The sequence below is a fragment of the Streptomyces caniscabiei genome (assembly GCF_014930365.1).
Taxonomy (GTDB): Bacteria; Actinomycetota; Actinomycetes; order Streptomycetales; family Streptomycetaceae; genus Streptomyces; species Streptomyces caniscabiei.
The window spans coordinates 66869-91338 of sequence record NZ_JABXWI010000024.1; the positions used below are offsets into that span (position 1 = coordinate 66869).

Genomic DNA, 24470 nt, shown 5'->3' on the forward strand with positions numbered 1-24470 from the left:
GTGAGCGGGGAGGCGTAAGCGGGGAGTTGTAATCGGGGAGTTGTAATCGGTGGCCCGCCCGTTGCGAGGGGTACGACCACCCGGCCAGGCGGCTGCGTCGTGCGCGGCGCGGGAAGATCCGGCGTCTCCTGTCCGTTGGGAGAAGCGTGAACGACACGCGTGAGGTCGAAGTGGTTGTCATAGGTGCCGGTCAGGCAGGTCTGGCCGCCGCCCATCACCTGCGCCGCACCGGTTACCTGCCGGAGCACGACTTCGTGGTGCTGGACCACTCCCCCGGGCCGGGCGGCGCCTGGCAGTACCGCTGGCCGTCGTTGACCTTCGGCAAGGTGCACGGGATGCACGCGCTGCCGGGCCTGGAGCTGACGGGGGCCGATCCGGCGCGACCGTCTGCCGAGGTCGTCCGGGAGTACTTCGACACATACGAACGCACCTTCGACCTGCGGGTACGGCGTCCCGTGGACGTCCGGACCGTGCGTGAGGGCGAGGGCGGGCGGCTGCTCGTCGAGACCTCGGACGGGACGTGGTCGACGCGGGCGCTGATCAACGCCACCGGCACATGGGACCGGCCGTTCTGGCCGCGCTACCCCGGCCAGGAGACCTTCCGGGGGCGGCAGTTGCACACCGCCCAGTACGCGGGCCCCGAGGAGTTCGCGGGACTGCGGGTGGTCGTGGTCGGCGGGGGCGCGTCCGGGACGCAGCATCTGCTGGAGCTCGCGCCGTACGCCGCCGCGACGACCTGGGTGACCAGGCGTGCGCCCGTGTTCCGCGAGGGACCGTTCGACGAGGGCGCCGGGCGGGCGGCGGTCGCCCTGGTGGAGGAGCGGGTGCGGCAGGGGCTGCCGCCGCGGAGTGTCGTGTCGGTGACGGGGCTGCCGCTCAACGACGCGATCCGGCAGGGCGTCGCGGACGGCGTTCTGGACCGGCTGCCGATGTTCGACCGGATCACCCCCGACGGCGTGGAGTGGGACGCCGGCCGCCGTGCCGACGCCGATGTCATCCTCTGGGCGACCGGTTTCCGCGCCGCCGTCGACCACCTGGCCCCCTTGCGGCTGCGCGAGCCGGGTGGCGGCATCCGCGTCGACGGCACCCGCGCGGTCGCCGACCCGCGCGTCCATCTGGTCGGGTACGGCCCCTCGGCGAGCACCATCGGCGCCAACCGCGCCGGCCGCACGGCGGTACGGGACATCCGCCGACTCCTGACGAACGAACCGGCCACGGTCTGACGCGTCCCGAACCGGCCACGGTCTGACGCGTCCCGAACCGGCCACGGTCTGACGCGTCCCGAACCGGCCCCGTCTGGCGTCCCGAGCCTTGACCGGCAGGACCGGCAAGGCCAATGGACCCGGAAAAGTTGATCGCGCCTCAGCCAGCCACCGATGCGTCAGCCGGTCGCCGGTGACGACGACGGCGATCCGCTGCCCGCCCCGGCCTCCGGTGACGCCTTCCGGCGGTTCTGGTTGAACTCGGTGACATTGCGCAGGTGTTCCTGGTAGTTCGCCGTGAAGCGGGTGTCGCCGGGCTTGACCGTGACGAAGTACAGCCAGTCGCCCTCCGTCGGGTTGACGGCGGCGCGCATCGCCGCCTCACCCGGGTTGGCGATCGGCGTCGGCGGCAGGCCCATGCGCCGGTACGAGTTGTACGGGCTGTCGATCTTCGTGTCGTCGACCGTGGTGTTCAGCGTGGAGCGGTTCAGCGCGTAGTTGATGGTGGAGTCCATCTGCAGCGGCATCCCGCGTTCGAGGCGGTTGAAGACGACCCGGGCCACCCGGCCCATGTCCTGCTCGGTGGCCGCCTCGGCCTGGATGATGCTCGCGATGGTGACCGCCTGATAGACGTTCATCGCGTTGCGCTGGGCCCCGGCCGTGACCTGGCCGCCGTTGAACTTCTTGTTGGCGGTCTCGACCATGGCCGCCAGCAGGGACTCGGGGGTCGACTTCTCCCGCAGCGGATAGGTCGCCGGGAAGAGATAGCCCTCCGGGTTGCCCTCGGCGTCCTCGGGCAGCAACAGCTTGGCCTTGGACAGTGACTTCCTGGTGGATCCGGCGGGCAGCGCGAGGGCCTTGTCGACGGCTTCGTAGACCTGGCCGGAGCGCCAGCCTTCCGGGATCACCAGGGACGCCGGGCGCTCGGCCGCGCCGTCACCGCCCCCCACGCTCAGCAGCGGCACCGCCACGGCGGTGGCCGCCACGACGGCCCCGGCCGCGATGAGGGCGGCCCGGCCCCGACGCGTCAGTCGAATCGTGCTCCGTGGCGGAGTGTTCATCTGCATGCGGGCACGGTAACCCGCATATCACCTCAAACCCGGCATATCTTCATCTTGTCGGTTCCAGTTTCGGCACCTTGGCCACTTCCCGACCGGGCTTCAGCCGAGCGTCCCGCCGGACCAGGGCCGCGTACCGCCCGTCGCTCTCCAGCAGTTCCTCGTGCGTACCGCGTTCGACGGCGCGCCCGGAGTCGAGCACGACGATCTGGTCGGCCCCGCGGACGGTGGAGAGCCGGTGCGCGATGGTGAGGGTGGTGCGGTCGGCGGAGAGCGCGTCGATGGCCTCCTGCACCGCGTGCTCGGTACGGGTGTCGAGGGCGCTGGTCGCCTCGTCGAGGATGAGGACCGGAGGGTCGCGCAGGATGGTGCGGGCGATGGCCAGACGCTGCTTCTCCCCGCCGGAGAAGCGGTGGCCGCGTTCGCCGACGATCGTGTCGTAGCCGTCGGGCAGGGCCGCGATGTGGTCGTGGATCTGGGCCGCCCGCGCGGCCGCGTGCAGCTCCTCGTCGGTGGCGTCCGGCTTCGCGAAGCGCAGGTTGTCGGCGACGGAGGCGTGGAAGAGGTACGTCTCCTGCGAGACGACGCCGATGCCCCGGGCCAGCGTGTCGAAGTCCAGGTCGCGTACGTCGATCCCGTCGAGGGTGACCCGGCCGCCCGTGACGTCGTACAGCCTGGGCACCAGGCAGCCGAGGGTCGACTTGCCCGCACCGGTCGGCCCGACGACGGCGAGGCTGCCGCCCGCCGGAACGGTCAGGTCGATGCCGTCGAGGATCGGGCGCGATGTCGCGTCGTAGCGGAACTCGACGTTCTCGAAGCGGAGTTCACCCTTGATCCGGTCGAGGTGGACCGGGTTCTCGGGCTCGGTGATGTCTATCGGCAGGTCGAGGTACTCGAAGATGCGCTGGAAGAGGGCGAGCGAGGCCTGGATCTGCACGCCCGTGGACAGCAGGCTCACGGTCGGCCGGAACAGGTTCTGCTGCAACGAGACGAAGGCGACGAGCGTGCCGACGGAGACGGACGGGCCGCCGAACTGGAACGCGATGCCGGCGGTCCAGTAGATGACGGCGGGCATCGCGGCCATGACGACGGTGATGATGGCCATGCGCCAGCGCCCGGCCATGTTGGCCCTGACCTCCAGGTCGACGAGCCCCTCGGACTCCTCGGCGAAGGACTTGGTGAGCGAGTCGCCACGGCCCATGGTGCGCCCGAGCAGGATGCCGCTGACGGAGAGCGACTCGGTGACCGTCGCGGCCATGGCGGCCATCTGGTTCTGCCGCTGGGTGGTGATCTTCTTGCGCTCGTCGCCGACCCGGCGGCTTATCCACACGAAGAGCGGCAGCAGGAGCAGGGTGACCACGGTGAGGCGCCAGTCGAGGGCGACCATCGCGACGACCGTCGCGACCACGCTGGTGGTGTTGGACACCAGGGAGGTGGCTGTGGAGGTGACGGTCGCCTGCATGCCGCCGATGTCGTTGGCGATGCGGGACTGCACCTCGCCGGTGCGGGTCCGGGTGAAGAAGGCGAGCGACATCCGCTGCAGCCGGCCGTAGACGGCGGTGCGCAGATCGTGCATGACACGCTGACCGACGGTCGTGGAGATCAGTGTCTGGAGAACACCGAAGATGCTGGTCAGGACGGCACTGACGATCATGCCGAGGGCCAGCAGGCTCAGCAGCCCGGTGCGGCCCTCGGGGATCGCGGTGTCGAGGATCTCCTTGAGGAGGAAGGGCGTGGCGACCGACGCGAGCGACGCGGCGCCGACGAGGAGGCCGACGATCGCGAGCCGGCCACGATAGGGGCGGAAGAGCTTGAGGATGCGGCGCACCTGTCGGGGCTGTTCGCGCGCGTCGGCGGAGGGCGCCCAGGTGGGTTCGTGGTGGGGATGCATGGGCTCCTACGGGAGGTGAGACGGATGTTGAGTGCGGTTCGGTGCAGTTCGGTTGCCGTGCCGTGTGCTGTGTGCGGCCGGGACTTTCGGAGGCTTGCGGAGCCTAGCTCATTGTTACCTATACTCACAATGAACATCGTCCTGATATTGTTCCCGGTATGACCGACCCCGACGCCGACGGACTGCTCGCCGAACAGTTGCTGCGGCTCACCCGCCGTGTGCACCGCATCCAGAAGCGCCACCTCCAGCAGAGCGGGTTGGAGATCACCCCGGCGCAGTCGCGACTGCTGCGCGCCCTCGCCCACTACGACAAGCCGCCGCGGATGGCGGATCTGGCGGAGCGGCTGGAGGTCGTGCCCCGAGCCGTGACGACCCTGGTCGACGCGCTGGAGGAGAGCGGGCGGGTGCGCCGGGCACCCGATCCCACCAACCGGCGGGTGATCCGGATAGAGGTCACGGACGAGGGCCTCAAGGTCCTGCGGGAGCTGCACCACGCGCGCCGCTCGGCGGCGGAGGAGATCCTGGCGCCGCTGTCGGACGATCAGCGGGGAGTGCTCGAAGGCCTGCTCGACACGCTGGTCGACGGGGCGCCGACGGCGGAGCGGCGCTGCTGAGCGCCGATGCCCACGTCCCATGAGTGAAGGCCCGGCGCGGTTACCGCGCCGGGCCTTCACATACGGACGAGGGGAGGAGTGAGGACGTCAGCCGGCAGGGTCAACTCACTCCGGACGAGGTCTCCTTGGCCTCCGCCTTGGAGAAGGGCGGAGCCACCGCGTCCGCAGGAGCGTCACCGGGCTGGTCCGCCGCCTCCGCGGGAGTGTCCCCGCGCTGGTCCTCCGCCTTCGCAGAGGTCCTCCCGGGCTCGTCCTCTTCCTCCACGAACTCGATCTCACCGTCGAGCATCTTCTTCGCCCGGTCGGTGTCCAGGGCGCCCTCCCACTTCGACACCGCGAAGACGGCGACACAGTTGCCGAGGAGGTTGGTGACGACTCGCATCGAGTCCATGATGCGGTCGACGCCGAGGAGCAGGGCGACGGCGCCGGCCGGGATGGCGCCGAGGGAGGAGGCGGTCGCCGACAGTGCGAGGAAGGCCGACCCGGGGATGCCCGCCATGCCCTTGCTGGTCAGCATGAGGACCAGGACGACGGTGATCTGCTGGCTGAGACTGAGGTCCACTCCCACGGCCTGCGCGATGAACAGCGTGCCGATGGAGAGGTAGATGGAGGCGCCGTCGAGGTTGAAGGAGTACCCGGTGGGCAGCACCAGACCCACGGCGTCGTCACGCGCACCGGCCTGCCGCAGCTTCTGCATCATGCGCGGCATCACGGACTCGCTGGAGGCGGTGCCCAGGGCGAGCAGCATCTCCGCCCGTGTGTAGCGGACGAACTTCCACAGGCTCAGTCCGGTCATCAGCTTCAGCGCGACGCCCAGCAGCACCAGGAACGCGGCGGCGACGGCGTAGCAGAGGATGATCAGCTTCGCGTAGGTCTTCATCACGCCGAGGCCGTACTCACCGACCAGGTGGACCATCGCGCCGAACACGGCGAGCGGGGCCAGCTTCATGACGAAGCCGACGATCGCGAAGATGACCTCCTGGGCCTGCTCGATGGCGGGCAGGATCTTGGGCACCTTGGTGTGGCCGAGGTGCAGCAGCGCGGCACCGGTGAGGCACGCGAGCACGAGCACCTGGAGCAACGCGTTCTCGGCGAACGCGCCGATCGCGCTCTGCGGCAGCGCGTTGAGGATGAACTCGCTCGTCGTCGGCAGCTCACCACCGGCGGTCTTCGCGTCGACCGCCGAGGTGTCGAGCTTCGAGGGGTCGACGTTCATGCCGGAGCCGGGACCGAAGACGTTGGCGGCGACCAGACCGATGAGCAGCGCGGCCGTCGAGGCGATCTCGAACCAGATCAGGGCCTTGAGCCCGATCCGCCCGAACGCCTTCAGATTGCCGGCCTTGGCGATGCCGACGACGACCACGCAGAAGACCAACGGCGAGATGACGGTCTTGATGAGCCGTATGAAACCGTCGCCGAGCGGTTGGAAGGTCGTGGCCGCGTCGGGCCACAACCTTCCGACGACGATTCCGAGCACAAGCGCGACTCCGACTTGCGCGAACAATGAGGTACGCAGCATGCGTGCGACGCGTCGCGGCAGGGACGGTACGGACTGCGGCACGGGCACTCCTCCGAGGGGACTTTCTGTCATGCGGAAAAGCGCTTCCGCGTCGATCACTATCGGGGAGTCGTCGCTCGCGGGGAAGACCGCCGTGTTTCGCAGAGGTAAATCATCGAACAGACGTCACATCGCACACATGGGGCATCAACAGCCCATACGGTCCTCCGTCAGCACTCCCTGTACGGAGACCAACGAACGGTCGTAGCAGCCGTCCGACCCGTACGTCCGGTAGCGCTCGCTCGTCGTCCCGACGGCATGCCGCTGGTCGCGCGGCACGTTCGCCGTGTACGTGGCGTCACCGGTGTAGGTGTCGTCGAGCCGGGACCACGCCGTGCGCCGACCACCGTGCGTCTCGGTGACCGTGGCCCGGTCGCCGAGCGTGAGCACGGTCCGCAGCCGATCGCCCGCGCCGAGCGTGGTCGTTCCGTCCATCGTGTACGACCGCCGGACCCGCGTCGTCCGGTGGTTCACGGTGACCGTCTCGTCGTCGCTCCAACTCGCTTCGAGCGCGTCGCGGTTCTCGCCGTCCGACCAGGTGTGCGTCGAGGTGTTGAGGAGGCTGCGGCGGACGGTGGTCGTGACCCGGCCGTGGGAGGTGTCGACGTATCCGGCGACGGTCAGCCGGTTGCTCCCCTCGGTGTCGAGGCGGTGCTCCGCGCCCGGCGTGTACGTGGACGAGTTGACGAAGTCACCCTCCCGCACCTTCGTGAGCGCGCCGGTGACGTGCTCACTCTTCTCGTCCTGCCAGACCAGGACGTTGACCGGGGTGCTCCAGCCGCTCTGCCCCTCGGGCACTCCGGCGACGGACACCTCGATCCGGTGCGGGCGCCCGTCGTTGAGGAGGCCCGCGAAGGGGGTGAGGTCGTAGCGGAGGGGCTGGATGTCGAGGGCCCGGGGGCCGGGGACGACGTACCAGAGGAAGGGGTTGGACCAGCCGCCGGTCCAGACGTTGGGGAACGGCGCGGCGATTCCGGCCAGTTGTCCGTCCACCTCGATCCGCACCTCACGGTAGGGCCCGTCGTCAGCCTTGCAGGAGTACGGCGCCTCGTCGGGCACCGTCAGGTACCAGTACTCCTCGCAACCGCCGCCGGACCCGGTCGCGTAGACCTCGGCGACGATGCGTTCGCTGTTGCGCGGGGTGGTGAGGCCGGTGCCGTCCTGGAGGGTGAGGACGCGGTCGGGGACGGTTCTCGCCGTGCTCGCGTCGGGCCGGCCGGTGTAGAAGGTGAGCGTGACCTTGACGTCGATGATCCCGGTGTACGTGTCGTCGACGACGTTGCCGATGAGCATCTCGACCGGCTGCTCGCTGCGCAGGGTCTCGCCGTAGCGCGTGACGTCCTTCTCCACGGACCATTCGATGCCGTCGGGAGAGGGCTGCGGGGTGGACGTCCGGAACACCTCGACGCCGCCGATCCGCAGATGGCCCAGCCGGTCGAACTGGCGGCCCTTCACCTTGCCGTCGAGCCGCAGGACGACCTTGCTCCACTTCCTCCCGCACTCCGCCGGTGGCGTGTAGGTCCCCCGGTACGGCGTGAAGTCCTTGAACCGGGCCTCGGCGACCGTCACTTCGCACGACCTCGTGTTCTCGGGCCGGGAGACGGGAGGGGCGGCGGTGATCGGATCGTGCCAGTCCGTGCCGAACTCGGCGGGTACGGCTGGGGATCCGGCTGGGGATCCATCGGTTCGGGAGGGCGAGGCGATGGGGCGGGAGGGGGTGGCAACGGATCGGGAAGGGGTGTCGGCCGATCGGGAAAGGGCGTCGGCGGATTGGGCGGGGGTGGCCCCGAGGAGGGTGTTCGCCAGGAGGGTCGCTCCGGCGAACATGGACATGATGATCCGGCTTCTCATGGCCGGAGTTCTACGGGGAGTCGACACCCCGCCGCAATGGGATCTCCGGCCACAAGCGGGCACACGCCCACCGGGCGTATCAGGCCTTCAACTCAGCCCTGTCCCCCATGACGATCACCGGGTGCAGCGCCGGGTCGAGCGTGCGCAGCAGGTACTCCATGCCCGACTTGGACAGGCTGACGCAGGCCGAGGTGCCGCTGCCGTGGTCCATGTGCAGCCAGATGCTGCCGCCCTTCGACTGGCCCTCGGGACGCGTCGGGTCGATCGGCGAGGTGCCCTCGACCCGGTTGTAGTCGATCGCGATGACGTAGTCGAAGTCGTGCCAGTGCGACTTGGCCCAGTAGTGCGGCGCCTGGAACGACGCCGACCGGCTGTACGGCAGCTTGGCCCCCGGGTCGGCCAGCACCCCTCCCGCGTCGCTCAGGGTGAACACGCCGACCGGACTGCGCCTGTCGCCCTCCCGATGGTCGGTGGTCCAACCCTTCTTGCCGTTGTGGCCCTCCCAACTGCGGGTCTTCTTCCAGGCGGAGCCGCTCTTCGTGTACAGCACGACCGTCGCGTCGGCGTCGTTCCGGCCCTCTCCGTAGACGGCCACTACCTGACGGGACTCCGCGGGGATCTGCTTCTGGAGACGGTCGCCGACATCCGGGACACGGGTCGGGTCCGCGGCCTCGGCCGCGGCACGATCCGTCTTGCCCCCGGACTTCGTGGCGTTCGCGTCGGCCCTCGCCCCGTCGCCCGTGTCACCCGAACCGCCGCACGCGGCGGCGGACATCACCAGCGCGCCGCAGACCACCACGGCGAGCCCGACACGAGCCGCGCCTGCCCTCTTCGCGCCCACGCCGTCCACTCCGCCCGTGCCACCCGCGCCCGCATCATTCACCGTGCCGGTTCGTCCCCGCCTCGTACCGCCTATTCGCATGCGATCCATCGTCGCACCGCTCACCGGACGCGGGCGCCCGCCTGCGCGCGCGTCGGGCGTCCCGCGGACGGTCCAGGCCGAAACTTTGCCGGGCCCCGGAAAACCGTTTGCTTCCGACCACTCCGCGACGCGAACCTTTCACGGCCGGTGGCTGGACCTCGCCGCCCCATTTCTCCCCACTCCTCCCCCTTCTCCCCCACCCCTGACACGAGCCTCTGGGACGTCATGCAGATTCAAGACCTTCCGTATGAAGACCCCGGCGTGCCGGACGCGCGCTCGGGCCCCCGATTCCTGTGGTGGCTCGGCCGGAATCAGCTGGGCGGACAGTTCAAGGCGCTGGCGTGGGGGCTGTTGCACTTCACCTCCGTCGCCGCGCTGCCCTTCTGTGTCGGCTTCGCCATCCAGGCCGTGGTCGACCGCTCCGGATCCCGCCTCGCCCTCGCGGGCGTGGCGATGTTGCTCTGCGGGTTCACCATCGCGCTGGGCGACACCTTCCTGCACCGGACGGCGGTCACCAACTGGATCACCGCCGCCGCCCGCGTCCAGCAGCTGCTGGCCCGCAAGACGGCCCAGCTCGGCTCGGCGCTGACCCGCCGGGTCGCGGCCGGCGAGGTGGTCGCGGTCTCCACCGGTGACGTCGAGAAGATCGGCTGGTTCGTCGAGGCCGTCTCCCGCTTCACCGCCGCCGCCCTCACGGTGGTGCTGGTCTGTGTCGGCCTGGTCGTGTACCAGCCGGCCCTGGGCATCGTCGTCGCCGTCGGAGTCCCCGTCCTCGCCCTGGCCGTGCTTCCGCTGCTGCCCCGCGCGACCCGCCGCGCCGACTTCCAGCGCGAGAAAGCGGGGCGCGCCACCGAGCTGGCCTCCGACACCGTCGCGGGCCTGCGTGTGCTGCGCGGCATCGGCGGCGAGGACCTCTTCCTGGACCGCTACCGCCGCGCCTCCCAGGAGGTCCGGCACGCCGCCGTCCGCAGCGCCCGTATGTGGGCCCTCATCTCCGGCATCCAGGTGCTGCTGCCGGGACTGCTGATGATCGCGGTGGTCTGGCACGGCGTGGGTCTCGCCCGCGAGGGCCGGATCACGATCGGCGAACTGGTCACCGTGTACAGCGCGGTCATGCTCCTGACGTACCCGCTCAGGCACTTCGAGGAGATCGCGATGGCGTACTCCTTCTCCCGTCCGTCCGCCAAGCGGGCCGCCGGGGTGCTGGCGCTGGAACGGGCCACGGACACCGCGGGGTCCCGGGAGGCCACCGTGCCCACCGGCGACCTGTACGACCCGGCCACCGGGCTGCTCGCGCCCGCCGGGCGGTTCACGGCGGTGGTGTGCGGTGACCCCGACGCGGCCGGACGACTGGCGGAACGGCTGGGCGGCCACGCCCCCGAACAGGGCACCTCCGTGCTCCTCGACGGCGTACCGCTCGACGAACTGCCGCTCGACTCCGCCCGCACGGCCGTCCTCGTCCAGGACAAGGACCCGGTGCTGCTCTCCGGCACCCTGCGCGACCTCCTCGACGTCCCCTCCTCGGGCCAGGTCACCGCCGAGGAGGCGCTGACCGCCGCCCAGTGCGGTGACGTCCTGGAGGCCCTGGTCCAGGGCTCACTGGACGCCGAGGACCCGCTGGACGCGCGGATCACCGAGCGCGGACGGTCCCTGTCCGGTGGCCAGCGCCAGCGGCTCGCCCTGGCCCGCTCCCTGATCACGGACCCGAACGTGCTGGTCCTCGACGAGCCGACCTCCGCCGTCGACTCGCACACCGAGGCCCGGGTCGCCGACGGCATCCGCTCGCTGCGGGCGGGCGGCACGACGGTTGTTCTCACCTCCTCGCCGCTCCTGCTCGACCTCGCCGACCGCGTGGTCCTCGTCCACGACGGCGAGGTGGCGGCGGTCGGTCTGCACCGCGACCTGATCCACAAGGAACCCCGGTACCGGGCCGTCGTCACCCGCGAGACCGACGAGGAGACCGGCGAGACGACCGACGGAGGCCCCGACCGGAAGCTCGACAGGCAGGCCGGAAAAAAGACCGACAGGAAAGCCGACAGGAAGACCGCCTTCACCAGTCGGCCGAACGACCGCAAGACCGCTCTCAGCGACGTGCTGGACGAACTGGAAGAGATCGAGGAGACCGCATGATCGGCGTGGCGCCCCCGGCCTACGACCCGGCCGCCCCGACGACGGCGAACACCCTGCCCGTCGGCGCCCCCGCGACCGTACGCGCCTACGTGGCCGAACTGTTCCGCCGGCACCGCCGGGCGTTCGTCCTGCTCATCACCGTCAACACGGTCGCCGTCGTGGCCTCGATGGCGGGCCCCTACCTTCTCGGCGCACTCGTCGAACGGGTCTCCGACGGCGCGCGCGAACTCCATCTGGAGGTCACCGCGGCGGTGTTCGTCGCCGCCCTCGTCGTCCAGGCCGTCTTCGTACGGGAGGTACGACTGCGCGGCGCCATGCTCGGCGAGCGGATGCTGGCCGACCTGCGCGAGGATTTCCTCGTGCGGTCGGTCGGCCTGCCGCCGGGTGTGCTGGAACGCGCCGGCACGGGTGACCTGCTCTCCCGCATCACCACGGACATCGACCGGCTCGCCAACGCCATGCGCGAGGCCGTGCCCCAACTGGCCATCGGCGTGGTGTGGGTGGCGCTGCTCCTCGGCGGCCTCGCCGTGACCGCGCCCCCGCTGGCCCTCGCGGTCCTGCTGGCCCTGCCGCTGCTGGTGGTCGGCTGCCGCTGGTACTTCAAGCGCGCCCCTTTCGCCTACCGCTCGGAGTCCGCCGGGTACGCCGCCGTCGCCGCCGTCCTCGCGGAGACGGTGGACGCCGGCCGCACCGTCGAGGCCCACCGCCTCGGCACCCGCCGCATCGACCTCTCCGACCAGCGGATCCGCGAATGGACCGCGTGGGAGCGGTACACCCTGTGGCTGCGGTCGGTGCTCTTCCCCGTCATCAACTTCACCCACACCACGGTTCTCGGATCCGTCCTGATCATCGGCGGGGTCTGTGTCCTCCAGGACTGGATCTCGCTCGGGCAGCTGACCACGGGCGCGCTCATCGCCCAGATGCTCGTCGACCCCGTCAACCTGATCCTCCGCTGGTACGACGAGCTCCAGGTCGCCGAGGTGTCGCTGGCCCGGCTGGTCGGGGTGCGGGACATCGAGCCGGACGAGGGCGACCCGGCCGTGGCCCCCGAGGGACGCCATGTCCACGCCGACCAGGTGCGCTTCGGGTACCGCGAAGGCGTCGACGTCCTGCGCAAGGTGTCCCTGGAGGTCCCGCCCGGCACCCGGCTCGCCCTCGTCGGTCCGTCCGGCGCGGGCAAGTCGACCCTGGGCCGACTGCTCGCCGGGATCTACGCTCCCCGCGACGGCCGTATCACCCTCGGCGGTGCCGAGCTGTCCCGGATGCCCGCCGAGGACGTCCGCTCCCACGTCGCCCTGGTCAACCAGGAGCACCACGTCTTCGTCGGCTCCCTCCGCGACAACCTGCTCCTGGCACGCACGAGCGCTCAGGACGCGGAGCTGTGGGCGGCACTGGGCGCGGTCGACGCCGATGCCTGGGCGCGAGCCCTGGACGAGGGGCTGGACACCGAGGTCGGTTCCGGCGGGTTCACGCTCACCCCGGCGCAGGCCCAGCAGATCGCGCTGGCCCGGCTGGTCCTCGCCGACCCGCACACCCTGGTCCTGGACGAGGCGACCTCGCTCCTCGACCCGCGGGCGGCCCGCCATCTGGAGCGCTCCCTCGCCCGTGTCCTCGACGGCCGCACCGTCGTCGCGATCGCGCACCGCCTGCACACCGCCCACGACGCCGACGTCATCGCCGTCGTCGAGAACGGCCGCATCAGCGAGCTGGGCAGCCACGACCAGCTCGTCGCGGCGGACGGCGCGTACGCCGCGCTGTGGAGGTCCTGGCACGGCTGACCCGGACCGGCGCGGGGGCCCCTCCCACCGGCGCGGAACGGCCACCACCGCCCGGCCGACGGGCGGCCGTGGCCGATCCCTGACCGGCCCGTGCGCGGCGACCGGGGGTGGCGGGGCCGCGCCGGGGAAGCCCGGCACCTGCCTGGGCAGTCGGCTCCCTGCCGGCCTCGGCCGCCGGCCCAGCCCCAGCACCAGCACCAGCACCAGCACCAGCACCAGCACCAGCACCGACGGTGGTCCGCTCCGCACCCGGCCCGACGGCCTGCTCCGCCCCGCCCGTGCCGGCCGGTTCCGGCCGGGTCCGGCGGCCGCTGTCGCCCTGCCGTTGCGCGGTGCCGAACGCGAGTGGAAGGCTGGTGGTGGGCACTGATTCGGGGGACGCCCGTGAACCGCCCGGTTCGCGGGGTTCGGGCCGTCGCCCAGCGGTCCGCGCGCCCACCGTCGCCGAACGGTGGCACCGGGCCCGCCCCACCACTGGAGGTACCCGTGGACAGAGCCGGCGGATGGGGAGACGACGTCTACCAGCCAGACGGATCCGAGATCCAGGACGACGCGGGGCTGCTGGACGCCGAGGACACCCTGGTCGCCGACGGTGTGGCCGACCCCCTCGACCGGGGCTGGTCCCCACCGGAACGGCCATGGGCAGTGGAGCACACCGGTGTGACGGCGGCGGAGCGGCTGCGCGGCGAGACCCTGGAGCAGCGCCTCGCCGAAGAGCTCCCGGACATCGCCTACCCCGCCGGGGACGGCATCGGCGACTCCCAGGAGACGGACGGCGAGCCGCTGGACAACGAGGTGGGAGCCCTCCGCTCCGGTCGTCTGGTCGCCCCCGACGAGGGCGCGCACGAGGACGAGGAGAGCGGGCTGATCGCCACCGACGTGGGTATCGACGGAGCGGCCGCCTCCGCCGAGGAGGCCGCCATGCACATCGTGGACGAGGACTCCCGGCCGAGCTGACGCCCACGCGCGGCTGCCGTCCGGGGCCGGGCGGCCGGTGCGCCGCCAGGAGTGCCCGCGCCCGGTCAGATGACGTTCAGCGCCGCCGCCGCGCCCACGCCCCCGAGCACCATGAACACCGGCATCAGCACGCGCAGCTCGACCCAGCTGCCGGCCCGGAACCGCATGACCTTCGGAGGCCCCACCGGGTACCAGCGCTTGCGCCCGATCGGTATCGGCCACAGGATCGGGCACCCCGAGACGGTCAGCGAGTCCCCGATGTCGTGCACCAGAGCGCCCAGGACGATCGGCAGCCCCAGCCACAGATACTCCTGGCCCGGCTGTGTGAACAGCCAGTCCGCCCCGTTGCCCGGCTTGTCCAGGACACCCGCGAGGATCCAGGCACTGGTCGCCGCCAGCAGCCACACCAGCACATCGCTGCTCGAACCCCGGGCCGCCCGCCACAGCAGGCCCTCGATGGCCAGCACCAGGTGCACGAAGAGAATGGCGAGCACCGCCCAGCGGCCACCGGTGATCGCGGCGACGGAGGCACCGGCACCGAGCAGCGCCGCCCACAGCCAGGTGTGCGTCAGCGTGCGGTGCCCACCGGAGCGGCGCGGGTCGCCCTGCTTCTTCGTCGCCTTGTAGACGGCGTACGACAGCTTGTCGACGATCTCGCACACCCAGCGTGACAGCGGACCGAAGGAACGGGAGATCGTGGCGGCCTTGTGGTCCAGGTCGGGAGCGAGTGCGGCGCCCGCGCAGATCAGCGCACCGACCAGGAGCACCGGCCAGGGCATCGTGTGCCCGGTGGCGGCCGCCGCGGCTCCTACGCCGAGCCAGGCCGCGGCTCCCGAGAGTGAGTGTGCTGGTCCCATCATGGCCGTGCCCCGTCCCATTCCGTTCGTGCCGCTGTCCAGGCGCCTTGTGCCGCTGTCCAGTTGTCCAGGTGCGCTGACGCCGTGTCGGCGCCACAGCGTAGCGTTCGCGATCTTCGGGCCTGCAGCCGATTCCCCCATCGGGCGCGCGGGCAGGCAAGATGGGGGCGTGACCCTCATCGATCAGCTGCCGCGGACCGCCGACCCCGACGCCCTCTACGAAGCCTTCGAGTCGTGGGCCCAGGAACGCGGTCTCACCCTCTATCCGCATCAGGAGGAGGCGCTCATCGAGGTGGTCTCCGGCGCGAACGTCATCGTGTCGACGCCCACCGGCTCCGGCAAGAGCATGATCGCGGCGGGCGCCCACTTCGCGGCCCTCGCCCGCGACGAGGTCACCTTCTACACGGCCCCGATCAAGGCGCTCGTCTCGGAGAAGTTCTTCGAGCTGTGCAAGATCTTCGGCACCGAGAACGTCGGCATGCTCACCGGCGACGCCTCCGTGAACGCCGACGCCCCCATCATCTGCTGCACCGCCGAGGTCCTCGCCTCCATCGCGCTGCGCGACGGCAAGCACGCCGACGTCGGCCAGGTCGTGATGGACGAGTTCCACTTCTACGCGGAGGCCGATCGGGGCTGGGCCTGGCAGATCCCGATCCTCGAACTGCCGCAGGCCCAGTTCATCCTGATGTCGGCGACGCTCGGCGACGTCTCCATGTTCGAGAAGGACCTCACCCGTCGCACCGGTCGCCCGACCTCCGTGGTCCGCTCGGCGACGCGCCCGGTGCCGCTGTCCTACGAGTACGTCCTGACGCCACTGACGGAGACGCTCACCGAACTGCTCGCCACCAAGCAGGCGCCGGTCTACATCGTGCACTTCACGCAGGCGCAGGCCGTGGAGCGGGCGCAGGCGCTGATGAGCATCAACATGTGCACGCGGGAGGAGAAGGACCAGATCGCCGAGTTGATCGGCAACTTCCGCTTCACCACCAAGTTCGGCCGCAATCTCTCGCGTTACGTACGGCACGGCATCGGCGTCCACCATGCCGGCATGCTGCCCAAGTACCGGCGTCTGGTGGAGAAGCTCGCCCAGGCCGGTCTGCTGAAGGTCATCTGCGGCACGGACACGCTCGGCGTCGGCGTCAACGTCCCCATCCGTACCGTGCTGTTCACCGCCCTCACCAAGTACGACGGCAATCGGGTGCGGACCCTGCGGGCCCGTGAGTTCCACCAGATCGCGGGCCGCGCCGGACGGGCCGGCTTCGACACGGCGGGCTACGTGGTGGGGCAGGCGCCTGAGCACGTCATCGAGAACGAGAAGGCGCTCGCCAAGGCCGGCGATGACCCGAAGAAGCGTCGCAAGGTGGTCCGCAAGAAGGCTCCGGAAGGGTTCGTCGGCTGGACCGACAACACCTTCGAGAAGCTCATCGCCTCCGATCCGGAACCGCTCACCTCGCGCTTCCGTGTCACCCACACGATGCTGCTGTCGGTGATCGCCCGGCCGGGCAACGCCTTCGAGGCGATGCGGCATCTGCTGGAGGACAACCACGAACCGCGCAAGCAGCAGTTGCGGCACATCCGTCGGGCGATCGCGATCTACCGCTCGCTCCTCGACGGCGGCATCGTCGAGAAGCTCGACGAGCCGGACGCCGAGGGCCGTATCGTCCGGCTGACGGTCGATCTCCAGCAGGACTTCGCGCTCAACCAGCCGCTGTCCACCTTCGCGCTGGCCGCGTTCGAACTGCTCGACCCGGAATCCCCGTCGTACGCCCTCGACATGGTGTCCGTCGTCGAGTCGACGCTGGACGACCCGCGGCAGATCCTCGCCGCCCAGCAGAACAAGGCGCGCGGCGAGGCCGTCGCCGCGATGAAGGCGGACGGGGTCGAGTACGAGGAGCGCATGGAGCGGCTGCAGGACGTCAGCTACCCCAAGCCGCTGGAGGAGCTGCTCTTCCACGCATACAACACGTACCGCAAGAGCCACCCCTGGGTCGGCGATCATCCGCTGTCGCCGAAGTCCGTGATCCGCGACATGTACGAACGGGCCATGTCCTTCACGGAGTTGGTGTCCTACTACGAGCTGGCTCGAACCGAGGGCATCGTGCTGCGCTACCTGGCCGGCGCCTACAAGGCCCTCGACCACACGGTCCCCGACGATCTGAAGTCGGACGATCTGGAGGACCTGATCGCCTGGCTCGGGGAGATGGTGCGCCAGGTCGACTCCAGTCTCCTCGACGAGTGGGAGCAGCTCGCCAACCCCGAGGAGATGACGGCGGAGGAGGCCCAGGAGAGGGCCGACCAGGTCAAGCCGGTCACCTCCAACGCGCGTGCCTTCCGGGTGCTCGTCCGCAACGCCATGTTCCGCCGCGTCGAACTGGCCGCGCTCGACCACGTGGACGAGCTGGGCGAGATGGACGCCGAGTCCGGCTGGGACGCCGAGCGGTGGGGTGAGGCGATGGACAAGTACTGGGACGAGTACGAGGAGCTGGGCACCGGTCCCGATGCCCGTGGCCCGCGGCTGTTGATGATCGAGGAGGAGCCGCAGAACGGGCTGTGGCGCGTCCGGCAGACCTTCGCCGACCCGAACGGCGATCATGACTGGGGCATCAGCGCGGAGATCGACCTCGCGGCCTCCGATGCCGAGGGACGCGCCGTCGTCAAGGTCACCGACGTCGGTCAGCTGTGAGCACAGGAGAGGCCAGCACATGACGACCAACCCCGCCGAGCGGCTCGTCGACCTGCTCGACCTGGAGCAGATCGAGGTCAACATCTTCCGTGGGCGCAGCCCGCAGGAGTCCCTCCAGCGGGTCTTCGGCGGCCAGGTCGCCGGCCAGGCGCTGGTCGCCGCGGGACGCACCACCGAGGGCGACCGGCCGGTGCATTCGCTGCACGCGTACTTCCTTCGTCCGGGCCGTCCCGGGGTGCCGATCGTGTACCAGGTCGAGCGGGTGCGGGACGGGCGGTCGTTCACCACGCGCCGGGTCACCGCCGTGCAGCAGGGCCGCACGATCTTCAATCTGACCGCCTCCTTTCACAAGCCTGAAGAGGGGAGCTTCGAGCACCAGCTGCCGCCGGCCCGCAAGGTGCCGGACCCCGAGTCGTTGCCGACGGTGACGCAGGAGATCAGCGAGCATCTGGGCACGCTGCCGGAGCAGTTCGAGCGCATGGCCCGGCGTCAGCCCTTCGACATCCGGTACGTCGACCGGCTGCGGTGGACACACGAGGAGGTCGAGCACGCTGAGCCGCGCAGCGCGGTGTGGATGCGCGCGGTGGGTCCCCTCGGCGACGACCCCCTCGTGCACACGTGCGCGCTGACGTACGCGAGCGACATGACGCTCCTGGACGCCGTCCGTATCCCGGTGGAACCCCTGTGGGGGCCCCGTGGCTTCGACATGGCGTCGCTGGACCACGCGATGTGGTTCCACCGGCCGTTCCGCGCGGACGAGTGGTTCCTGTACGACCAGGAGTCCCCGATCGCGGTCGGCGGCCGCGGACTGGCCCGCGGCCGTATCTACGACCTGGAGGGGCGTCTGCTCGTGTCGGTCGTCCAGGAAGGGCTGTTCCGCAAGCTCGGCACCTGACCGGTGGGCGGACCGGGCGTCCGACCGGCTCGCTCAGTGGTGTCCGCGCCGGAGCCAGCCCAGCAGACCGCGTCGCCCCTCGGGAGCCCTCCCGGCGCCGGCCACCGGCGGCACCGGACGCCGTCGGCCCCGGCGCGGTCGCGGTGCCGGTCGCTCCGACGTGGCGGGTGCTTTGTGCCGGGCCGCCGAGGGCGGCAGCTTCCGGCGGGGTCGTGGGGCGAGTCGGTGCGCCCGGGCCTCGATGAGGCACTGCTGGAGGTCCGTCCGCAGCCAGGCGATCTCGTCGGAGTCGTCCGCCGTCATGATCCGCGCGGTGATCCGCGCGGCGGGCGAGTCGGGCGACCCGTGGTCGGCTCGTGCGGGCCGGTGGAAGTGCAGATGGGCGCGCTCGTAGGGGTCCTGGACGATCTCCGCGACCTGGAGGGGGTCGAGCAGGGAGGCGGGAGCGGCCGCCCGGCTCCAGGGATCTTCGGCCTGCCGCAGCAGGAATCCGAGGTGACGTCCTCGCCAGTTGCGGGGGCGCAGGTCCAGCCCCGCGTCCAGCCGGCGCCTGAGATCCTCCGGGATACGGCCCGTCAGCCAGGGGGCGTTCCTCTCGTCGGCCGCGAACTGCCGTAGTTCGGCCGCCGGATAGAGCCAGATCACTGCGCGGTAGCGGTTGAGCGTGAACTTGACCGGAGTGACCAGGCCCAGGCGTGCCAGACGCATGAACCGGGAGGGCGGCACGCCCAGGATCTCGGCGGCTGCCTTGGATCCCACGGCACAGGCCCTGTCCCGGAGGCCCTCCGGGAAGCCCTTCTCGGCTCGGAGCCGGTCGATCTCCGCCCGAGTGACGCGGCGGCCTCCGCCTCCGTCGTCGACGACCGTGCGAAGGAAGCCGAGTTGTACGGCGATGTCGACCTCACTTCGTTTGAGGCCCAGCTCGCGGGCGGCTCGGCCCAGTGCCAGGGTGCCGCCGGCCGCCCCGGCCGATGCCGGGGCGGCGCGCCGTGTGCTGAGCGTGGCGGCATCGACGCACGCACCGGTCTCGGTGGGCGTGGTGGGCGTGGTGATCATGACGGACTGCGTGACGGTGTCGCCGGACATGGCGGTTCTCCCCCGTGCGGTGTGGTGCTCGCGCTGGTCTCGCGCTCGCCTCGGGAAAAACCGTAGCCCGTTCGCGGAAAGCCGTGTGGGGCCTGTGGATAACTCTGCCCGCGACAGAGAGAACCGCAGGTCAGCGGTCCATCGCGGCCGAGCGTTCGGGGTGCCTGGCGTCCACTCGGAGGTGTTCGCCGACGCGGTTCACCAGCAGCGTCATCTCGTAGCCGATCTGACCGATGTCCGCCTCCGCCGCGCTGAGGACGCACAGGCAGCTGCCCGGCCCGGCGGCGGTGACGAAGAGCACCGCGTCGTCGAACTCGATCATCGTCTGCCGCACGTCCCCGGCGCCGAAGTGGCGCCCCGAGCCCTTGGCGAGACTCTGCAGACCCGACGAGACCGCGGCCAGGTGTTCGGAGTCCTCGCGCCGCAGCCCGGTGCTGGCCGCGGTGACCAGTCCGTCGTTGGACAGCACGAGAGCGTGCCGTATGGGTTCCACGCGCTCGGTCAGGTCGTCCAACAGCCAACCGAGCCCCGCGTTCTGCGACATCGTTCGCACTCCCCGTTTCGTCGTTCCCCCGGACGCGGAGGATCCGACGATTCAGCCTTCCCCACCGCTGCGGCCGGAGCAAGCAGGATCGGAACATGGCAGGGAAGATGACCGACAAGGCATGCCGGTCCTTCCGCGCGAACAGCGACAACGGGTGCTTCCCCACCCGAAACAGCGGTGTCAAGGGACCGTATCCGGCCAGGGGCAGGCGTGTTGCCGCCGGTTCAGCCCACGGAGTCGAGCAGCCGGGCGGTGTGCATCCGGCCGGCGTATTCGACGAGCCGTATCAGCACCTCCTTGCCGGAGTCGCGGTCCCTGGCGTCGCAGAGGACCACGGGGGTGCCCTGGTCGAGGTCGAGGGCGCGTGAGACGTCCTGGGCGCCGTGGGCGCGGGCCTCCGAGAAGCAGTTGACGGCCACCACGAAGGGGATGTGCCGATGCTCGAAGTAGTCCACGGCCGGGAAGCAGTCCTGCAGTCGCCGTGTGTCCGCGAGGACGACGGCGCCCAACGCCCCTTGCGCCAACTCGTCCCACAGGAACCAGAACCGGTCCTGCCCGGGTGTGCCGAACAGGTAGAGCGAGAGCCCCGACCGGATGGTGATGCGGCCGAAGTCCATGGCGACGGTGGTGGTGACCTTCTGGTCCACTCCGTCGGTGTCGTCCACCGACTGGCCCACCTCGCTCAGGAGTTCCTCGGTGCGCAGCGGCTTGATCTCGCTGACCGCGCCGACCAGCGTCGTCTTGCCGACGCCGAAACCGCCGGCGACGAGGATCTTCAAGGCCAGGGCGCCCGTGTCGTCGTCTGTCTCATCGGAGTGCTCGGAGACCATCGATCACTTCTCTCGGGAGTGTCGGCCGTGGTCGACATCGGTACGGCTGTGAGGAGTCAGCATCTTGGCAACTGCCACTCGTCCGTGGGGCGTTGGACCGGTATTTCATGTCACCGACCGCTTGTGCTCGTTCAGTGCCGAGTTGGATGCGCAAGTCGGTACGGGCCGGAGCCGGGTGTGTGTTCGTCTACAGCGCCCTCAGGCCCTCGATCACCTCGCGCAGGATCCGTTCGTCCGGCAGTTGCGCGGGCGGCACGGGGCGGCTGACGGTGACTCGGCCCGACTCCAGGAGGTCCCCGAGGAGCACGCGTACTACTCCGACGGGCAGGTCGGCACCCGCGGCGAGTTCGGCGACCGACTGGGTCTCGGTCCGGCACAGTTCCAGGAGCGCCCGGTGTTCCGGACCGAGCAGGGTGTCGTCACCCGCGGGTGCGCCGCTGTCGAGCGAGACCAGGGCGATCAGGTCGAAGCCGGTCCCGCCGGGGCCGGGCCTGGTGCGGCCGCCCGTCATGGCGTAGGGGCGGACGAGCGGCCCGGCCTCATTGTCGTACCAACGGCCGCCCGGCGGTTCGTGCGGGACGCCGGTGTCACTGCCTTCGGTCATGAGCACGGCCCGTCCCTGGCTCATCCGGCCGTGGGCGGGCGTGCGCCGGCGCGGGTGGGTGTGCGGAGGTGCTCTCCGACGCGTTTCACCAGCCGCGCCATCTCGTACGCCACCAGGCCGATGTCGGCGGTGACGGCGGTGAGGAGGGCGAGACAGGAACCGTCCCCGGCGGCTGCCACGAAGAGGAAGCCGTCGTCCATCTCCACCATCGTCTGGCGTACGCCCCCGGCGCCGAAGTGGCGGCCCGCGCCCTTGGCGAGACTGTGGAAGCCGGAGGCGACCGCGGCGAGGTGTTCGGCGTCCTCGCGCCTGAGGTCGCTGGAGGCGCCGACGGCGAGGCCGTCGTTGGACAGGACGACGGCGTGCCGCACCTCGTGCACGCGCAGTACCAAGTCGTCCAGCAGCCAGTCGAGTTCACCGGAGCGCTCGGTGGCCCTGGTGCTCGGGTCCTGGATCATGCGGGGTCTCCTTCGCTGCTGTCGCTGCCCGTCGTGGGGCCGTGGCCCGCTGATCGGCCGGGTGCTCTGCCGCCGCCTCGTGCCCAGCCGTCGCGGTAGGCCGCCATGCGGTCCCTGACGAGTTCCGGGGTCCGCTCGTCGTCCGCTCCGGGCGGGGCCGCGGACGCGGGCTGTCCGGTGTGCCGTTCGCGCAGTTGGGGCGCGAGGTGTGACTGGCGTACGCGGCGCGGCAGGTCGCCCGTGTCCTCCGGTTCCGGCGGGCGGCGGTGCGGCCTCAGGGCGGTGACGCCGGGCGGCGGTTCGGGTGGATCGTCCCCGGTGCCGCGACCGGTGGAGGCGACGGGTGCCGTCAGGGCGCGGCGTTCCGCGGACTGCTCGACGGGTTCCGGGTGCGGGGCCGCGGACACGCGCGCGTACTCGCGTTCCTCGGGCCGCGCAGGTGCTTCGGCGCGGGTTTCGGGGGAACGTTCCGGCGCGCCGTTGTGGAGCAGGCTGGTGGGCAGGAGCACCACGGCCGTGGTGCCGCCGTACGGGGAGGGCCTCAGGTGGACCTTGATGTCGTGGCGGGCGGCGAGGCGGCTGACGACGAACAGGCCGAGCCGGTCGCTGTCGAACAGGTCGAGGGCCTCGGACTGTTCGATGCGGCGGTTGGCCTCGGCGAGCGTCTCCTTGCCCATGCCGAGGCCGCGGTCCTCGACCTCCAGGGCGTAGCCGTTGCCGACCGGTTCGCCGGTGACCCGCACGCGCGTGTGGGGTGGAGAGAACTGGGCGGCGTTCTCCACGAGTTCCGCGAGGAGGTGGGTGAGGTCGGCGACCCCGGCGCCGGCGATCTTCGCTTCGGGGAGCTGTCGCAGCTCCACGCGCGCGTAGTCCTCGATCTCGGAGACCGCCGCCCGGACCACGTTCGTCAGGGAGACGGGCATGCGCCAGGCACGCCCCGGCGCGGCGCCGGAGAGGATGATCAGGCTCTCCGCGTGGCGTCGCATGCGGGTGGTGAGGTGGTCGAGGCGGAAGAGGTCGCTGAGTTCGTCGGGATCGTCGGAGCGGCGTTCCATGCTGTCGAGCAGACCGAGTTGGCGGTGGACGAGGATCTGGCTGCGGCGGGCGAGGTTCACGAAGACTCCGGAGATGCCGCTGGCGAGTTCGGCGCGCTCGACCGCCGCGTGGAGGGCCGCTCGGTGCACGGTGCCGAGGGCCTCGGCGACCTGGCCGGTCTCGTCCTCCGCGGGTGGGCCGGGCGGGGCCTCGGTGTCGACGTCGATCTCCTCGCCGGCGCGCAGTCTGCGCATGGCGTGGGGCAGTTTGCGGCGGGCGATCTCCAGGGCGCCGTTGCGCAGGCTCACCAGTTCCACGACCAGACCGCGTCCGATGCGTACGGAGATGACGAGGGAGGCGACTACCGCGGCGAGGCCGAGGAGCACGGCGGCCCCGGCCGGGGTGAGCAGTGCGCGGGTGAACGGGTCGGCCCGGTCGGCGACTTCGCGGCCGGCGTCCACTTCGATGGCGCGCATGTCCTTCTGTACGCGCGCGTGGGCGGACGTCCAGGCCGCTTCGGGGACGGCCCGGAGCACCTGGGACCCGGCGTGACTCGCAAGCACTTCGTCCTCCAGGGCGCGCAGGTCGGCGTAGGCGTTTCCTCCGGCGAGCTCCTGCCAGGCGGCGCGTTCCGTGCCGCGCAGGTCCACGCCGGCGGCTTCGGTCAGGGTGCGGCGTGTGTCGACGGCGCCGGTGAACAGACGCAACCGCTCGCGGTCGAGGGTTCTGGCGATGTGGGCGCCGGACAGGAGCGCGTCCTCCCGTGCCAGCGCCTCGCCCGCGCGGGAGAACTCGAGCAGCACGCGCGCGTCGGAGCCGAGTTCGGCGTCCTGGATGCCGGTGAGCGCTCCGCCCACGCCGAAGGCGGTGGCGATGGTCGTGGTGTACCGCTCGTAGGTCTCGGCCCAGCCGCTGCGGCGGTCGAGGACCGAGGTCCGCAGCGGGCGCAGATCCTCGGCGCCGGTCACGAAGCCGGCGAGGCGTTCGGCCACCCCTGCGGGCAGGTCGGTGCCGTCGGCGACGGTGTGGCGGTCCCCCAGGCGCAGGGCGTCCACCGCCCGGTCGGTGCGCCGCGTGAGTCCGCGCAGCGTGTTCCCGCGCTCCGTGGAGGGTCCGGTGGCGTACCGGACGGCGGCCGCGCGTTCGGCCTGGAGCGCGGCGATAGCGTCGGCGACGGGGCCTCGTACGGAGGCGTCGACGCGTTGCAGTTGGCGGTGGCGGGCGACGTCCTGGGCGGTGGTGACGGTGGCGTACGCCCACAGTGCGAGCAGGGAGACGACAGGCACCATCAGCAGACAGACGATCTTGGCCCGGACGGTGCGGGGACGCAGGTGCCGGCGTCCCGCCGAGGTGGGTGGGCCGGTCGCCGGGGCGCCGGTCCCGTCGGGTGCGAGCGGCTCGTCGGCCGGTGGCCCGGCGTGGGCGCGGCGTCCCCGTATCGCGGGCTGGGCCGGCGCCTCGGCAGCGGCTGTCGGGGTCCTGCGGGGTGTACGCATGGCCTCCTCGATCAGGGTTCG

General features: G+C 71.0%; 19 protein-coding genes. 7 read left to right on the forward strand and 12 right to left on the reverse strand.

What is annotated here, in order from left to right; translation table 11 throughout:
- Positions 1–146 precede the first annotated feature (146 nt).
- Positions 147–1223 (forward strand): NAD(P)-binding domain-containing protein, encoded by a 1077-nt coding sequence (locus tag HW837_RS41815; RefSeq protein WP_093789972.1) that lies wholly within the window; start codon positions 147–149, stop codon positions 1221–1223.
- Between the two features lie 158 nt (positions 1224–1381).
- Here the strand turns inward: HW837_RS41815 and mltG are convergent, their stop codons facing one another.
- The gene (mltG, locus tag HW837_RS41820) at positions 1382–2269 is read right to left on the reverse strand and encodes an endolytic transglycosylase MltG (protein ID WP_045560321.1); all 888 of its coding nucleotides are present in this window, start codon (positions 2267–2269) and stop codon (positions 1382–1384) included.
- 43 nt (positions 2270–2312) lie between these two features.
- Entirely contained in the window at positions 2313–4151 is a 1839-nt protein-coding gene (locus tag HW837_RS41825) for an ABC transporter ATP-binding protein (protein ID WP_045560320.1), read from the reverse strand.
- A 158-nt stretch (positions 4152–4309) separates the two neighbouring features.
- Here HW837_RS41825 and HW837_RS41830 point away from each other — a divergent pair, with 158 nt between their 5' ends.
- Positions 4310–4765, forward strand: a complete 456-nt coding sequence (locus tag HW837_RS41830; protein WP_060885662.1) for a MarR family winged helix-turn-helix transcriptional regulator — start codon at positions 4310–4312, stop codon at positions 4763–4765.
- A gap of 100 nt (positions 4766–4865) precedes the next feature.
- On the opposite strand, the gene HW837_RS41835 is transcribed toward HW837_RS41830, so the two are convergent.
- The 3 genes from HW837_RS41835 to HW837_RS41845 all read right to left on the reverse strand — a co-directional run bounded on the left by HW837_RS41835 (position 4866) and on the right by HW837_RS41845 (position 8949).
- The gene (locus HW837_RS41835; RefSeq protein WP_045560318.1) at positions 4866–6326 is read right to left on the reverse strand and encodes a cation:dicarboxylate symporter family transporter; all 1461 of its coding nucleotides are present in this window, start codon (positions 6324–6326) and stop codon (positions 4866–4868) included.
- Positions 6327–6470: 144 nt separating this feature from the next.
- A complete protein-coding gene (locus HW837_RS41840) occupies positions 6471–8174 on the reverse strand; it encodes a peptide-N4-asparagine amidase (RefSeq protein WP_237270609.1) in 1704 nt (567 codons plus the stop codon).
- A 79-nt stretch (positions 8175–8253) separates the two neighbouring features.
- Positions 8254–8949 (reverse strand): hypothetical protein, encoded by a 696-nt coding sequence (locus HW837_RS41845; RefSeq protein WP_193381822.1) that lies wholly within the window; start codon positions 8947–8949, stop codon positions 8254–8256.
- Positions 8950–9321: 372 nt separating this feature from the next.
- On the opposite strand from HW837_RS41845, the gene HW837_RS41850 reads away from it, so the two are divergent.
- The 3 genes from HW837_RS41850 (at position 9322) to HW837_RS41860 (ending at position 13961) form a co-directional block, all read left to right on the forward strand.
- Positions 9322–11226, forward strand: a complete 1905-nt coding sequence (locus HW837_RS41850) for an ABC transporter transmembrane domain-containing protein (RefSeq protein ID WP_045560316.1) — start codon at positions 9322–9324, stop codon at positions 11224–11226.
- The gene (locus HW837_RS41855; RefSeq protein WP_045560315.1) at positions 11223–13004 is read left to right on the forward strand and encodes an ABC transporter ATP-binding protein; all 1782 of its coding nucleotides are present in this window, start codon (positions 11223–11225) and stop codon (positions 13002–13004) included. The genes HW837_RS41850 and HW837_RS41855 overlap by 4 nt, the downstream gene beginning before the upstream one ends.
- 486 nt (positions 13005–13490) lie before the next feature.
- Positions 13491–13961 carry a DUF5709 domain-containing protein gene (locus tag HW837_RS41860; RefSeq protein ID WP_193381814.1) on the forward strand — a complete coding sequence of 157 codons (471 nt, stop codon included), beginning with the start codon at positions 13491–13493 and terminating at the stop codon, positions 13959–13961.
- A gap of 65 nt (positions 13962–14026) precedes the next feature.
- Here the strand turns inward: HW837_RS41860 and HW837_RS41865 are convergent, their stop codons facing one another.
- Positions 14027–14821 carry a metal-dependent hydrolase gene (locus HW837_RS41865; RefSeq protein WP_045560508.1) on the reverse strand — a complete coding sequence of 265 codons (795 nt, stop codon included), beginning with the start codon at positions 14819–14821 and terminating at the stop codon, positions 14027–14029.
- A gap of 166 nt (positions 14822–14987) precedes the next feature.
- Between HW837_RS41865 and HW837_RS41870 the strand changes: the two genes are divergently transcribed.
- Together HW837_RS41870 and HW837_RS41875 are read left to right on the forward strand one after the other, a co-directional pair.
- On the forward strand, positions 14988–17501 hold the full coding sequence (locus HW837_RS41870) for a DEAD/DEAH box helicase (RefSeq protein WP_060885658.1): 2514 nt from the start codon (positions 14988–14990) through the stop codon (positions 17499–17501).
- A 19-nt stretch (positions 17502–17520) separates the two neighbouring features.
- Positions 17521–18396, forward strand: a complete 876-nt coding sequence (locus HW837_RS41875) for an acyl-CoA thioesterase (protein WP_193381815.1) — start codon at positions 17521–17523, stop codon at positions 18394–18396.
- Between the two features lie 33 nt (positions 18397–18429).
- On the opposite strand, the gene HW837_RS41880 is transcribed toward HW837_RS41875, so the two are convergent.
- From HW837_RS41880 to HW837_RS41905, 6 genes are all read right to left on the reverse strand, one after another.
- Complete coding sequence (locus HW837_RS41880; RefSeq protein WP_237270611.1) at positions 18430–19482, reverse strand: DUF6397 family protein; 1053 nt, start codon at positions 19480–19482, stop codon at positions 18430–18432.
- A 130-nt stretch (positions 19483–19612) separates the two neighbouring features.
- Positions 19613–20026: a roadblock/LC7 domain-containing protein gene (locus HW837_RS41885; protein ID WP_045560310.1), complete on the reverse strand. Its 414-nt coding sequence runs from the start codon at positions 20024–20026 to the stop codon at positions 19613–19615.
- Between the two features lie 224 nt (positions 20027–20250).
- The gene (locus HW837_RS41890; protein WP_060885654.1) at positions 20251–20856 is read right to left on the reverse strand and encodes a GTP-binding protein; all 606 of its coding nucleotides are present in this window, start codon (positions 20854–20856) and stop codon (positions 20251–20253) included.
- A 187-nt stretch (positions 20857–21043) separates the two neighbouring features.
- Positions 21044–21460, reverse strand: a complete 417-nt coding sequence (locus HW837_RS41895) for a DUF742 domain-containing protein (RefSeq protein ID WP_193381816.1) — start codon at positions 21458–21460, stop codon at positions 21044–21046.
- 20 nt (positions 21461–21480) lie between these two features.
- Positions 21481–21918, reverse strand: coding sequence for a roadblock/LC7 domain-containing protein (locus HW837_RS41900; protein WP_045560308.1), 438 nt, complete (start codon positions 21916–21918; stop codon positions 21481–21483).
- Complete coding sequence (locus HW837_RS41905; RefSeq protein WP_193381817.1) at positions 21915–24449, reverse strand: sensor histidine kinase; 2535 nt, start codon at positions 24447–24449, stop codon at positions 21915–21917. The genes HW837_RS41900 and HW837_RS41905 overlap by 4 nt, the downstream gene beginning before the upstream one ends.
- Positions 24450–24470: the final 21 nt, after the last annotated feature.

Excerpts from the sequence above, each read along its gene's own strand:
- HW837_RS41905 (WP_193381817.1), bottom strand. The coding sequence starts at position 24,449 with ATGCGTACACCCCGCAGGACCCCGACAGCCGCTGCCGAGGCGCCGGCC.
- HW837_RS41850 (WP_045560316.1), top strand. The coding sequence starts at position 9,322 with ATGCAGATTCAAGACCTTCCGTATGAAGACCCCGGCGTGCCGGACGCG.
- HW837_RS41855 (WP_045560315.1), top strand. The coding sequence starts at position 11,223 with ATGATCGGCGTGGCGCCCCCGGCCTACGACCCGGCCGCCCCGACGACG.
- HW837_RS41840 (WP_237270609.1), bottom strand. The coding sequence starts at position 8,174 with ATGAGAAGCCGGATCATCATGTCCATGTTCGCCGGAGCGACCCTCCTG.
- HW837_RS41845 (WP_193381822.1), bottom strand. The coding sequence starts at position 8,949 with ATGTCCGCCGCCGCGTGCGGCGGTTCGGGTGACACGGGCGACGGGGCG.
- HW837_RS41890 (WP_060885654.1), bottom strand. The coding sequence starts at position 20,856 with ATGGTCTCCGAGCACTCCGATGAGACAGACGACGACACGGGCGCCCTG.
- HW837_RS41830 (WP_060885662.1), top strand. The coding sequence starts at position 4,310 with ATGACCGACCCCGACGCCGACGGACTGCTCGCCGAACAGTTGCTGCGG.
- HW837_RS41865 (WP_045560508.1), bottom strand. The coding sequence starts at position 14,821 with ATGATGGGACCAGCACACTCACTCTCGGGAGCCGCGGCCTGGCTCGGC.
- HW837_RS41895 (WP_193381816.1), bottom strand. The coding sequence starts at position 21,460 with ATGACCGAAGGCAGTGACACCGGCGTCCCGCACGAACCGCCGGGCGGC.
- HW837_RS41880 (WP_237270611.1), bottom strand. The coding sequence starts at position 19,482 with ATGTCCGGCGACACCGTCACGCAGTCCGTCATGATCACCACGCCCACC.
- HW837_RS41875 (WP_193381815.1), top strand. The coding sequence starts at position 17,521 with ATGACGACCAACCCCGCCGAGCGGCTCGTCGACCTGCTCGACCTGGAG.
- mltG (WP_045560321.1), bottom strand. The coding sequence starts at position 2,269 with ATGCAGATGAACACTCCGCCACGGAGCACGATTCGACTGACGCGTCGG.
- HW837_RS41825 (WP_045560320.1), bottom strand. The coding sequence starts at position 4,151 with ATGCATCCCCACCACGAACCCACCTGGGCGCCCTCCGCCGACGCGCGC.
- HW837_RS41885 (WP_045560310.1), bottom strand. The coding sequence starts at position 20,026 with ATGTCGCAGAACGCGGGGCTCGGTTGGCTGTTGGACGACCTGACCGAG.
- HW837_RS41900 (WP_045560308.1), bottom strand. The coding sequence starts at position 21,918 with ATGATCCAGGACCCGAGCACCAGGGCCACCGAGCGCTCCGGTGAACTC.